A 12,869-nucleotide genomic window follows, 5' to 3' on the forward strand; every position below is an offset into this window, starting at 1 on the left:
CGCGCCTTCAGGAGATCGACATGATCGCAAGCCTGCTGCAGGACCTGCGCTACAGCCTTCGCGGCCTGCTCGCGCGGCCGCTGTTCCTGACCATTGCCGTGCTCACGCTGGGCCTGGGCATCGGCGCCAACACCGCGATCTTCTCGGTCATGCACGGCCTGCTGCTGAGGCCGCTGCCGTATACGGACGGCGAGCGTCTGGTCGAAGTGTTCAATCGCTATCCGAACATGAATCTTGGCTATGCGGGCACCTCGATTCCGGACTATCTCGACCGCCGCGAACAGGCGCCCTCGATCGAGGACATGGCGCTGTACACCAGCGCCAGCTTCGGCTTGAGCGCGTCGTCCGGAACGCCCGAGCGTCTGAGCGCGCTGAAGGCCACGCCCAGCCTGTTCAGCACGCTTGGCACGCAGGCGGCGCTGGGCCAGGTGTTCACCGAAGCCCATGCGGAGATCGGCAACGAACGGGTGGCGGTGCTGTCGTGGGCCCTCTGGCGCAACCGCTTCAACGGCGATCGCGACGTGCTGGGGCGCGAGATCCGCTTGAACGGCGAAAACTACCGCGTGCTGGGCGTCATGCCCGAAGGCTTTGGCTTTCCCTCGCGGGACGTTCAGCTGTGGGTGCCGTTCGCCTTCACCGAGCAGCAGAAGAGCGATCAGGAGCGCGGCTTCGAGAGCTCCGCGAGCATCGCCCGCCTGAAGCCGGGCGCCACGATCGAGGGGCTTACCGCCGAACTCGACACCATCATCGCCCGCAACGCCGATCGCCTGGCCTCAGCGGGCGAGCAGGGCGCCGGGTTCGCTGCTTTTCTGCGCGCCGGCAACATGAAGGGCGGCGCCTCCAGCCTGCGCGAGCAGCAGGTGGGCGAGGCGCGCGAGGTGCTGACCATCCTGCAGGCCGCGGTGGGCATGGTGCTGCTGATCGCCTGCGCCAACCTCGCCAACCTGCTGCTCATTCGTCTGCACGGCCGCCGCAAGGAGCTGACGCTGCGCAGCGCGCTGGGCGCAGGCCGCTCGCGTCTGGCGCTGCAGGTGCTGGGTGAGGCCCTGCTGCTGGCCGCGTTTGGCGGGCTCGCTGGGCTGGCGGTGGCCACGGTCTGCATCGAGCTGATGCCGGCGCTGGGCATCCAGCCCAGCTCGGCCGACTACGAGATCCGTCTCGACCGCGAGGTGGTGCTGTTTGGCCTCGGCATCAGCCTGCTGGCTGCGCTGCTGGCGAGCGCGCTGCCGCTGGCGAGTCTGCTGCGCATGGACATCGGCGAGACGCTTAAGGAAGGCGGTCGCTCCGGCGCCGGCGGGCGTCGCGCCGCGCTGTCGCGGCAGGGCCTGGTGGTGCTGCAGATGGCGCTGGCGACCACGCTCTTGATTGGCGCCGGCCTGCTGCTGCGGAGCTTCCAGGCTTTGTCCGAACAGAGCCCGGGCTTCGAGTCCAGCGGCCTGCTGACCGCCCGCGTCGACCTCGATGCGCCGCGCTACGCCGAGGACGCCGCGCGCGCACGCTTCATCGACGAAGCGCTGGCCCGGCTGCGCGCGCTGCCGGGCGTGCAGCAGGCGGCCTTTACGTCGAATCTGCCCTTCAGCAACAGCGACTCCTCGGGCTCGTACAGCATCGTCGGCCGCGACACCGCCGATGGCGAGCCCAACCCGCACGGCATGCAGCGCCAGGTGGGCGGCGACTACTTCGAGGCCCTCAAGATTCCGCTGCTGGCCGGGCGCTACCTCAATGCCAGCGACAGCGCGCAGTCCGAGCAGGTGGTGGTGATCGACGAGATCCTCGCCAACACCCATTTCAACGGTCGCGATGCGATCGGCCAGCAGCTGAGCCGCTTCGGCGGTGATGCGCCAGCGGCCACCATCGTCGGCGTGGTCGGCACGGTCCGCCACCAGCAGCTGGCCACCGCCACCAGCAAGGAAACCCTGTACTGGCCGGTGAGCCAGGCCACGCCGCCGTTCGGCAGCTTCGTGCTGCGCTCGGCGCTGCCGGCCGAACAGCTGCTGCCGCAGGTGCGCGAGGCCCTGCGCGCGGTGGACCCCGAGCAGCCGGTCTACGACATCCGAAGCCTGGATGAGCGCATCGCGATCTCGCTGGACCAGCAGCGCGCGCCGATGCTGCTGCTCGGCGCCTTTGCCGCGGTGTCGATGCTGCTGGCCGCGCTCGGCATCTACGGCGTGCTGGCCTACGCGGTCAGCCAGCGCACCGGCGAGCTGGGCGTACGCATGGCGATCGGCGCCAGCGCACAGGAGCTGCTGCGCATGGTGATGGGGCAGGGCGCGCGGCTGGTGGCGGTCGGTCTCGGTCTCGGCCTGCTCGGTGCTGGCCTGTTCGGCTACGCCGCGCGCAGCCAGCTGTTCGGCGTCAGCGCCGGCGACCCGCTGACCTATGTGGGGGTCTGCGGCTTCCTGGCTACGGTCGCGCTGGCCGCCTGCTACCTGCCCGCGCGCCGCGCCGCGCGGACCGATCCGATGGTTGCGCTGAGGTACGAATAGTCATGTCCAGCCTGGCCAGTGCCTGGAACGAACTGCGCTCGGCGCTGCGTGGTCTCACGCGCGCTCCCGGCTTCAGTCTGATGGCGGTGCTGATGCTCGGCCTGGGCATCGGACTGAGCGTCGCGATGTACAGCGCTCTGCACGGCATGCTGCTGAGCCGCCTGCCGCTGCGGGACGGCGCATCGGTGGTCGTTCTGCAGGCGCGCAATCAGGCGCAGGGCATTGAAGCGGCGCAATTCACCGTAGAGGAGGCCGAGGCGCTCTCGGCGGGCGTGGCGGGCTTTGAGCAGATCGCCTACTACTGGTGGTACAGCGTCGGTGTATTCGACGGCGAGTCGGCGCGTGACCTCACGACCCACATGGTCGGGCCGGGCTACTTCGCTGCACTCGGTGTCGAGCCGGTGCTGGGCCGTCTGCTCAGCGAGGAGGACATCCGCGAGGATCGGCCGGTGGCCCTGCTCTCCCATTCCGAGTGGCAGCGCCGGTTCGGCGGTTCGACCGCGGTGCTGGGTCAGCGCCTCGATGTGATCGACGAGGCGCCGCTGGAAGTCATCGGCGTGTTGCCCGCGGACATCAGCGTGTTCTCTGGCGATGCCGCGCTCTGGCGTCCGTTGTCGCCGCGCTTTCTGCCCCAGGGCGAGCCGCGTCGCACGGTGCGAGCGGTGATGCTGGTGGGGCGCCTGCTGGGTTCGACCTCTGCGCAACAGGCAGACGCCGCGCTGGCGGCGCGGATGCAGGCGCTGGTGCGCGGCGAGGCGGAATCCGGTTGGACGGCGTCGAGCCGCAGTCTGCTGGATCAACTGGTGGGTGATGTGCGCGGCGCTCTGTGGGGCGCGTTCGCGCTGGCCCTGCTGGTGCTGCTGATCGGCGCCAGCAATCTGGCCTTGATGCTCGATGCGCGCCGTACTGCACGCCTGCGCGAGCGCGCTGTACAGCTCGCCTTGGGCGCGAGCTCAGCGCGACTGGGTCGCGCCGCGTTGATCGAGCTCGCCGCCCTTTCGATGGCAGCGGTCGCGATGGGTGTGCTGATCGCACTCGCGGCCATCGCCCTGCTGCGCGAAGTCGCCGAAACCAGCCTGGCGCGCTCTGAACAGATCCAGCTGGATTCCGGTGCCCTGCTGTTTGCGGTCGCCCTGGGCCTGCTGCTGCCGGGTGTGGTGGTGGTGGTGGGGGCAGTACGCGGGGGCGCTGTCGAGGCCGCAGCCATGCGCGGCGCGGGCCTCGGCCTGCCGGCTTCGGCCGGCCCGCAGCGCTGGTTGCCGGCCGTCGCGGTGGCACTGGCCACGCTCAGTCTGGTGAGCGCACTCGGGCTTGCCAGTGGGCTGTGGCGTTTGCAGCAGATTGAACCGGGCTACCAGACCGATCGCGTGCATGCCCTGCAGATCTTCCGCGTCGGCCAGGAGGCCTTCGTGCCCTTCGCCGAGCGCATGCTTGAGGCCTTGGCGGCCATCCCCGGCGTTGAGCAGGCGGCACTGTCCAGTGCGGTTCCCCTGTCCAACATCGGCAGCGCTCAGCTCCAGCTCCGGTCTGCGGACCAGAGCGATGCCGCGCCGCTGCAGGCGGGTGTTCGGCACGTCTCGCCCGGCTATCGAGCCCTGCTCGGGATTCCTCTGCTCAGCGGTCGCGATTTCAGCCGCGAGGATCGACGCGGCTCGGCACCGGTTGTCCTGCTGAGCGCCGCAGCCGCGCGTCGTTTGTTCGCGAATGAGAACGCCGTGGGGCGCCAGATCGAACTGCCCGATGGGCGGGGCGGTCAGCTGCGGCATGAAGTGGTAGGCGTCATCGCCGACATTCGCAACGAAGGCCTGCGCAATGCGCCTGCACCCGAGGTGCTGGTGCCCTACGCGCAATCGCCGCGGATGGGCATGAGCTTTCTCGTGCGCAGCCGCAGCGGTGGGCCCGAGATCGACACACAGGTTCGCGCGGCGCTGCAGACCCTTGATCCGCGTCAGCCGGTGACCGACCAGTTCATGTTGCAGGCGCAGCTGACCGATCAACTGCGGCCGGCGCGTGTGTTCTCGGCCACCGTTGGCGTGTTCGCCGCACTCGCCCTGCTGCTGGCAGCGGCCGGTGTGTATGCCGTGTCCTCGCTGCAGCAGCGGCGTCGCCTGCCTGAGTACGGCCTGCGTCTGGCGGTCGGCGCGCGACCTTCCCAGCTCGCCTCGCGCGCCTTGCGCGAAGGTCTGAGGGTCGGCCTGATCGGCGTCGTGCTGGGTGCCTGCGCCAGCGCAGCTGCGTTCGGCTTTGCCGAGCTCGGCGCCTTGGGGGTTGAGGCGGGTCTCCCCCTGGGCGCCCTGCTGATCGGTGCGGTCCTGATGGTGCTTGTGGCCCTGGCTGCCAGCGCAGGCCCGGCGCTGCGGGCAGCGCGCACGCCGCCCACCGAGGTGCTACGACATGTTTAGGCCGCGATCCGGATTCGCGCGAACGGTCGGTTTCTGTTGCCCCCCAGCCCGGCGCACTTCTCCGCGCAGGCTGATCCCCGGCTTCGAGTTGCATGGAAAGGGAGATTCGCATGCCGATGCTTGAGCTGAACAACGCCGCCCGCCGCCTGCTGCGCCGACCCACCCAGAGTGCGCTGGTGGTCGGCGTGCTGGGCCTCGGGCTTGGCGCTTTCCTGTTTCTGCTGTCGGTGGTCAACGGCCTGCTGATCCGGCCGCTGCCCTTTCCCGAAGCCGACCGTCTCGTGGCCATGGGCGAGCGCCGCGAGAGCGGCGTCGGCGGCATCCATGCCAATGACTACCTGCGGCTGCGCGATGAGCTGCGCAGCTTCGAGCGCATGGGCGTGTACGACGAGGCCACCGCCAACATCAGCCGCGGTGGCGACAGCCTGCCGCAGCGCTACGAGGGCGCGCAGATGAGCGTTGAGGCGCAGCAGCTGATCGGCGTGCAGCCGATTCTCGGCCGCGGCCTGATCGAGGCCGACGACCAGCCCGGCGCGCCCGCCGTGCTGCTGCTGGGCGAGCGCGTCTGGCGCGAGGATTTCGGTGCCGATCCATCGGTGATCGGCCGCGTGCTGAAGCTCAATGGCGAAGCCGCCACGGTGGTCGGCGTGCTGCCGGAGGAGTTCCGCTTCCCTTACATCGCCGAGGTGTGGATGCCGCGCCGCCTGCGCAGCGATGACCCCTACGGTGGGCAGGTGATCGCCAAGCTCGCCGACGGCGTTTCGCTGAGCCAGGCGCGCGTCGAGTTCGACACCGTGGTCGAGCGCCTGGGGCCGGCGCTGATGGCGCACCGCGACCAGCGGCCCTTGAGCCTGAAGCCGCTGGTGCTGCGCTTCGTCAACGAGAACACCCGCGGCATCGTCGGCATGATCTTTGTCCCCGGCGCCCTGGTGCTGCTGCTGGCCTGCCTCAATGCCGCGAACCTGCGCCTGGGCCATGCGCTGGCGCGCCAGCAGGAGCTGGCGGTGCGCGGCGCGCTGGGTGCAAGCCGCGGTCGCCTGCTGCGCGAGCTGCTGGCCGAGAGCGTGCTGCTCGCGCTGGCCGCGACTGCCATCGGCCTGGTCATCGCCGATGCTGCCGGGCGCTGGCTGCTCGCCGTGTTCATCGCCAACGAGGACGCGCCGCCCTATTTCGTCAACTTCAGCATCGACCTTCGCATGTTCGCTTTCGCCCTGCTGGCGGCGCTGGTGACCGCGCTGGCCTCGGGCCTGTGGCCGGCGCTGCGGGCCTCGAAGCTCGACCTGCAGCAGGGCCTGCGCGCGGGTGGCCGCAGCGGCGCCGATGCCGGCGCGGGGCGCACCGTGCGCGCGCTGGTGGTGGCCGAGATCGCGCTCACCGTGCTGCTGCTGGTCGGCGCCGGCACCTTCCTGCGCGGGCTGGAGCGGATCTTTGCCTTCGATTTCGGCACTGCCACGCCGCCCGCGGAAGTGTTGACCGGCCGCATCGGCCTGCGCGATGCGCGCTACGCCGAAGCGCCCGCGAAACAGGCCTTCTACCAAGCGCTGGTCGAAGACCTCGAAGCCCAGCCCGGCGTGCGCGCGGCATCGGTCTCCTCAGCCCTGCCGGGCACCATGGCCGGCGCCAGCGAGAGCATCGGCGCCGCGGGTCAAGCCGAGCCCAAGGGTGGCTGGCCGCGGGCGCTGGCGGCGCATGTCGATCCCGGCTTCGCCGAGGTGTACGGGCTTGAGCTGCTCGAAGGGCGAATGCTCGACGCCCGCGACACCGCCGACAGCGCGCGCGTGGTGGTGGTCGATGCGCGACTGGCGCAGGCGCTGTGGCCCGCCGGCACTGCGCTCGGTCAGACCCTGTGGGTCAACCCGCAGCGCGCCGAGCCCGATGCCTACACGGTGGTCGGCGTGATCGCCCGCCTGCATCTGGAGGACGCCGATGACTCCGTGCAGCCGACCCTGCTGGCGCCGCTGGCCCAGCATCCGCGCGAGTTCGTCACCGTGGCGATCCGCGCCGAGGGCGAGGCGCTTGACTTGGCGCCGCTGCTGGCCGAGCGCGTGCGCCAGCTTGACGCCGACCTGCCGGTGTACCAGCTGCGCACCCAGCAGCGCGCGATCGAGATGGGCCGCATCGGGCCGGTGATCCTGAGCCAGATGTTCAGCGCGATCGGCCTGCTCGGCCTGGTGCTGGCGGCCACCGGCCTCTACGGCGTGCTGGCCCAGGCGGTGCTCTCGCGCTCGCGTGAGATCGGCATCCGCCGCGCGATCGGCGCCGACGCGCGCAGCGTGCTGCGCCTGGTCGGCGGCGGCGTTGGCCTGCAGCTGGCGATCGGCCTGTCGATCGGCATGGCCCTGGCCCTGCCCTGGTCCGGGATGCTCGCCAGCGAAAACTTCCACACGCGCAGCGCCGAGCCCGCGGTGTTCCTCACGGCCCTGCTGGTGGTGCTGCTTGCCGCGCTGGCGGCATTTGCTGGCCCGCTGCTGCGCGCGCTGCGGATCGATCCGATGCAGGCGCTGCGGCAGGACTAGGAGTGATCCGCATGGATTGCACGAGCGTAGGAGTGATCCGCATGGATTGCGCGAGCGTCAGCTCCAGCGACGTCGAGGCGTGCTTCAAGCCCCTCTCCCCTCGTGGGAAGCGGAGCAGAGCGCGTATCGGCTGCCGGTGGCAGCCGATGCTCTGCGGAGCCCGAGCGAAGCGAAGGAAGGTTGGGGAGAGGGGGCAAGGCGTGCCGCAAGCGTTCTCCCCCTCTCCCCCAACCCCTCGCACTCGCGCCAGGGCAGATTGGGACGAGGAGCGAGGCGTGTCGCAAGCGTTCTCGCCCTCTCCCTCAACCTGCCTTCGCTTCGCTCGGGCTCCGGAAAGCGTCGGCTGCTGCCGGCAGCCGACCTGCGCTTTCCTCCGCTTCCCACGAGGGGAGAGGGGAGCCATTCGCCTGAGCGCTCTCGTCTGATGGCCTGCGCTGAATGTCCTGCTATCCCACCACCACCCGTCCCCTGATCCCTCCCAGTCGAGGCAAGACCCATGTCGATCTCCACGGACTTCCGCTACGCGCTCCGCCGCCTGCTGCAGGCGCCCGGCTACTCGCTGGCTGTGGTGCTGATGCTGGCGCTGGGCATCGCCATCAGCACCACCCTGTTCGCTGTGCTGAGCGGGGTGCTGGGCAGCCTGCCGTTTCCGCAGTCCGAGCAGCTGGTGGTGGTGGAAAGCCGCAGCCTCGAGCGCGGCGTGAACAGCAGCGGCCTCACGCCGGCCGAGGCGCGGCGGCTGGAGCAGCCGGATTCGCCCTTCGCCTCGATGGCCTACTTCAACTGGGGCGGAATGACCATCTATGCCGAGGATCGTCCGCGTGAATTCAACATCGCCGTCGTCAATCCCGGCTTCTTCGCGACCTTCGGCGTGCAGCCGTTCCTGGGGCGCTGGTTCGAGCCCGAGGACCACGCCAGCGAGCGCGGCGCGCTGATCCTTTCGCATGCGGAATGGCAGCGCCTGCTGGGCGGACGCGCCGACGCCATCGGCGAGATCATCGAAACCTCCGAGGGCGGCATGCAGGTGGTCGGGGTGATGCCGCCGGACTTCGCTGTGCCTACCAGCACGATTGGCGCCTGGCGCCCGCTGCTCAACAGCACCTTCGACCGCACCGAGCCCTGGATCTGGAACGCGCGCTATCTCGACGCCTACGCGCGACTCGATCCGCAGGTGGACGCGATCCAGCGAGCTCAGCGACTCGACCAGATCAGCGCGGAGTTGGCGCGCACTCACTCGCTCGCCGAGCCGCGCTGGGGCCTGGGTGACCGCCCGCTGCTGGATTGGATCGTCGGCAGCCTGCGCGGCGTGCTGTGGGGCGTGTTCGGCGTCGCCCTGCTGGTGATGCTGGTGGCCTGCGCCAATGTCGCCATCCTGATCGACGCCCGCCAGGTGGCGCTGCGTCATCAGCAGGCGGTGGCGCAGGCACTCGGCGCCACCCGCGCGCGCCTGTACCGCGGGCTGCTGCTGGAGATCGGGCTGCTGACAGCGATCGCGCTGGCGCTGGGCGGGCTGCTGTCCACGCTCAGCGTCGACGCCCTGCGCGAACTTGCGCGCGGCAGCCTGCCGCGGGTCGAGGCGATCGCCATCGATACGCGCGTGTGGCTGTTCGCCCTGGGGCTTGGGCTGCTGGTGCCCCTGATCGCCGCCTGCGCGGGCGCGCTGCGCCTGCAGTCGCGGGCGATGGAAGCGATGCGCGCCGGCCGCGGCGTGCTCGGCCGCCGCGCTTCGCGCGCCTGGCTGCCGGCGGTGGGCGTGGCCCTGTCCACCGCGGGCGTCGCCGCCGGCGGTGCGCTGCTGGTCAGCCTGTGGCAGCTGCAGTCGGTGGATCCCGGCCTGCGCCATCAGGGCGTCTACGTGCTGCAGCTGTTCCATCGCGGCGATGACGACACGCTGCGCGGCTTCGCCCAGCGCCTGTCCGCGCAGCTCGAATCGCTGCCCGGCGTGGAGCAGGTTGCACTGGCCAACGCGGCGCCGCTGTCGGTCATCGGCAACTTCAGCGCCGACCTGAAGCTGCCCGAGCGCGACCAGCCCGAGCCTTTCCAGGTTGGCATCCGTCGGGTCTCGCCCGAGTACCTGCAGCTGATGCAGCTGCCGCTGCTGCAGGGGCGCGGCATTGAGGCGACCGACCGCGCCGGCAGCGAGCCGGTGACGGTGATCAACCAGACCCTGGCGCGTCAGCTGTTCGGTGACGCCAGCGCCCTGAACCGCATCGTCGAACTGCCGGTGGGCGACTCCGAGCGCATTGCCTACCGCGTGGTCGGTGTGTCCGGTGACACCCGCAACCGCGGGCTGCGTGCCTCGCCCGGCCCCGAGCTGCTGATTCCGTATGCGTCCGCGCCGTCCGCGGTGATGACCCACCTGCTGTACGCGCCGAGCGGGCTTGGCAACCACCAGAAGCTGCTCACCGACGCGCTGTACGAGGTCGATCCGCGCGAGGCCAGCACGCAGATCTACACGCTAAGCGATGCGTTCGACGATGAACTGGTGCAGGCCCGCTTCTTCGCGCGCACGGTGTCGGTGGCGGCGCTGTCCGCCCTGCTGCTGGCCGCCTTCGGCGTCTATGCCGTAGCCGCCCTGCGCCAGCGCCAGCGTGTGTCCGAATTCGGCCTGCGGCTCGCGGTGGGCGCGGCGCCCCGGGCGCTGGCCCTGCAGAGCCTGAAGGAAAGCACGCGCGTCGCGGCCCTGGGCATTGCGATAGGGCTGCTCGGCGCCTGGGCGGTGCTGCGCGTGCTCAGCGCCCAGCTGTTCGGGCTGGAGGGCATTCAGCCGCTGGTGATCGGCGCCGCGGTGCTGCTGCTGGCGCTGGCCACGGTGATTGCCGCGCTGGCACCCGCCCTGCGCGCAGCCCGCACCGACGCCATGAGCGCGCTGCGCGAAAGCTGAGCGCCACGCGCGCACGTCCGCACTACGACACCCAAGAGGAAAGCGACCCATGATCGAACTCCGCGACATCGAGAAGTCCTACCCGCTGGCCGCCCAGCGCCACTACGTGCTGCGCAAGATCAGCCTCGACATCCGCGAGGGCGATTTCCTGTCGATCATGGGGCCGTCCGGCTCGGGCAAGACCAGCCTGCTGTCGGTGCTGGGCCTGATGGACTCCGACTGGTCGGGCAGCTACCGCTTCGCCGGCACCGATCTGCAAGCGCTGAAGGAGCGCGCGCGCAAAGACTTCGCCCGCGAGCACATCGGCTTCGTGTTCCAGCACTACCACCTGCTGGATGATCTGACCGTCGCCGAGAACCTGGAGCTGCCGCTCTCCTACCGCAACGTGCGAGGCAGCGAGCGGCAGGCGCGCGTGGCCGAACTGCTCGATCGCTTCGGCATGGCCGCGCGGCGCGACCTGTATCCGCGCCAGTTGTCCGGCGGCCAGCAGCAGATCGTCGCAGTGGCCCGCGCAGTGATCGCCCGGCCGCGCCTGCTGCTCTGCGACGAGCCGACCGGCGCGCTGCATTCGAGCCAGGGCGAGCAGGTGATGGACCTGCTCAGCGAGTTGAACAAGGAGGGCACCACCATCGTCCAGGTCACCCACAACCCCGAGTACGCCGCGCGCGGATCGCGGCGGGTGGAGCTGCACGACGGTTGGATGAAGCAGGTTGCGTGAGAGCGGAGACCCGTGCGGTGGGTCAAGACCCGCCCTATGACCTTGCCGCAGCCCATAGGGTGGGTCTTGACCCACCGGAGCTCGACGCTCGCCTCGGTGTTGGCAAACCCATAGGGTGGGTCTTGACCCACCGGAGCTCGACGCTCGCCTCGGTACGTCGAAACCCATAGGGTGGGTCTTGACCCAACAAAGCTCCGCGCTTGCGTCGACCCGTGTTGTCATTCGACGTTCACCCGATACGCTGTCGCCAGTTCCGATGTCCCAACACGCAACACCGGGGCGAGCTTCGGGCTCCGGTGGGTCAAGACCCACCCTATGAGCTCGCTACGCTGGCGCCCGAACACGCAACACCGGGGCAAGCGTCGAGCTCCGGTGGGTCAAGACCCACTTTATGGTTTGCCACAGAATTCCCCATGACCTCTCGCATCCTCATCGCTGACGACCAGGCCGACGTGCTGCAGGCCCTGCGCCTGCTGCTGAAATCCGAAGGCCACACCTGCGTCTGTGCGGACGGCCCGCGCGAGGCCGTCGAGAAGCTGCGGCGCGAGGCCTTCGACGCCGCGCTGATCGACTTGAACTACACCCGCGACACCACCTCGGGCGAAGAGGGCCTGGCCCTGCTCGCCGAGCTGAAGAAGCTGGCGCCCGAGCTGCCGGTGGTGGTGATGACCGCCTGGGGCAGCATCGATCTGGCCGTGCGCGCCATGCGCGAAGGCGCCGGCGACTTCATCGAAAAACCCTGGGACAACGCGCGCCTGCTCAGCATCCTCGCCACCCAGGTCGCGCTGGGCCGCAGCCAGCGCCGCGCGGCCAAGCTCGAAGGCATGCTCAAGCAGGGCGAGGGCGCCGAGCCCTTCATCGCCGAAGCGCCTTCGATGCGGCCGTTGCTCGATCTGCTCGACCGCGTCGCGCCCTCGGACGCCAACGTGCTGATCCTCGGCGAGAACGGCACCGGCAAGGGTCTGCTCGCACGCGAACTGCACCGCCGCTCGGCGCGGGCCGAGGCGCCGCTGGTCAAGGTCAACATGGGCGGCATCGCCGAGACGGTCTTCGAATCGGAAATGTTCGGCCACGTGCGCGGTGCCTTCACCGACGCCAAGGCCGACCGCATCGGCCGCTTCGAGCTGGCCGACGGCGGCACGCTGTTTCTGGATGAGATCGCCAACATCCCGCCCAGCCAGCAGCCCAAATTGCTGCGCGTGCTGGAAGACGGCGAGCTGGAGCGGGTCGGCTCCTCGCGCACGCTCAAGGTCGACGTCCGCCTGGTGTCGGCGACCAATGCCGACCTCGCCGACGAAGTCGCCGCCGGCCGCTTCCGCAAGGACCTGCTGTACCGCTTGAACACAGTCGAGCTGCGTCTGCCGCCGCTGCGCGAGCGCCGCGAGGACATCGCCGCCATGGCCCGCGACTTTCTCGCCCGCGCCGCCCAGCGTTACCGCCGTGAGGGCCTGCGCTTCGCGCCCTCGACCCTGCGTGCATTGGAGCAACACGCCTGGCCGGGCAATGTGCGCGAGCTGGCCCATGTGATCGAGCGTGCGGTGCTGATGGCCCGCGGCAGCGAGATCGACAGCCTCGACCTCGGCAGCGGCAGCGCCGTGGTGGCGGATGCACCCGCCGCCAGTGCGGCCGCACCCGCTTTGAACGGCATGACCCTGGAGCAGGCCGAGCAGGCGATGATCCGCAACGCGCTGGACCAGTGCCGCGGCAACATCCAGCGCGCCGCCGAGGTGCTGGGCTTAAGCCGCGGCGCGCTCTACCGGCGGCTGGAGAAGTACGGCCTGGCGACGGAGGAGTAAGCGATGGGCGCACGCGCTACGCATCAGGCGCAATCGCACCGCCGCGGGATGCGGAAGCGGCACGGCC

General features: G+C 70.1%; 6 protein-coding genes. All 6 read left to right on the plus strand.

Annotated elements, in window-relative coordinates; all coding sequences use genetic code 11:
* Positions 1–20 precede the first annotated feature (20 nt).
* The 6 genes from H4O13_18050 to H4O13_18075 all read left to right on the plus strand — a co-directional run bounded on the left by H4O13_18050 (position 21) and on the right by H4O13_18075 (position 12,802).
* On the plus strand, positions 21–2,486 hold the full coding sequence (locus H4O13_18050) for an ABC transporter permease (GenBank protein ID MBE5317298.1): 2,466 nt from the start codon (positions 21–23) through the stop codon (positions 2,484–2,486).
* 2 nt (positions 2,487–2,488) lie between these two features.
* Positions 2,489–4,888 (plus strand): ABC transporter permease, encoded by a 2,400-nt coding sequence (locus H4O13_18055; GenBank protein ID MBE5317299.1) that lies wholly within the window; start codon positions 2,489–2,491, stop codon positions 4,886–4,888.
* Between the two features lie 110 nt (positions 4,889–4,998).
* Positions 4,999–7,404: an ABC transporter permease gene (locus tag H4O13_18060; protein MBE5317300.1), complete on the plus strand. Its 2,406-nt coding sequence runs from the start codon at positions 4,999–5,001 to the stop codon at positions 7,402–7,404.
* A gap of 496 nt (positions 7,405–7,900) precedes the next feature.
* Positions 7,901–10,288: an ABC transporter permease gene (locus tag H4O13_18065; protein MBE5317301.1), complete on the plus strand. Its 2,388-nt coding sequence runs from the start codon at positions 7,901–7,903 to the stop codon at positions 10,286–10,288.
* 49 nt (positions 10,289–10,337) lie between these two features.
* Positions 10,338–11,006, plus strand: coding sequence for an ABC transporter ATP-binding protein (locus tag H4O13_18070; protein MBE5317302.1), 669 nt, complete (start codon positions 10,338–10,340; stop codon positions 11,004–11,006).
* A gap of 413 nt (positions 11,007–11,419) precedes the next feature.
* The gene (locus H4O13_18075) at positions 11,420–12,802 is read left to right on the plus strand and encodes a sigma-54-dependent Fis family transcriptional regulator (GenBank protein MBE5317303.1); all 1,383 of its coding nucleotides are present in this window, start codon (positions 11,420–11,422) and stop codon (positions 12,800–12,802) included.
* Positions 12,803–12,869 lie beyond the last annotated feature (67 nt).

The sequence above is a fragment of the Lysobacterales bacterium genome, from assembly GCA_014946745.1.
GTDB lineage: Bacteria > Pseudomonadota > Gammaproteobacteria > Xanthomonadales > Xanthomonadaceae > Aquimonas.

Coding starts and splice junctions, on each gene's coding strand:
- H4O13_18050 (MBE5317298.1), top strand. CDS start 21: ATGATCGCAAGCCTGCTGCAGGACCTGCGCTACAGCCTTCGCGGCCTG.
- H4O13_18065 (MBE5317301.1), top strand. CDS start 7,901: ATGTCGATCTCCACGGACTTCCGCTACGCGCTCCGCCGCCTGCTGCAG.
- H4O13_18060 (MBE5317300.1), top strand. CDS start 4,999: ATGCCGATGCTTGAGCTGAACAACGCCGCCCGCCGCCTGCTGCGCCGA.
- H4O13_18055 (MBE5317299.1), top strand. CDS start 2,489: ATGTCCAGCCTGGCCAGTGCCTGGAACGAACTGCGCTCGGCGCTGCGT.
- H4O13_18075 (MBE5317303.1), top strand. CDS start 11,420: ATGACCTCTCGCATCCTCATCGCTGACGACCAGGCCGACGTGCTGCAG.
- H4O13_18070 (MBE5317302.1), top strand. CDS start 10,338: ATGATCGAACTCCGCGACATCGAGAAGTCCTACCCGCTGGCCGCCCAG.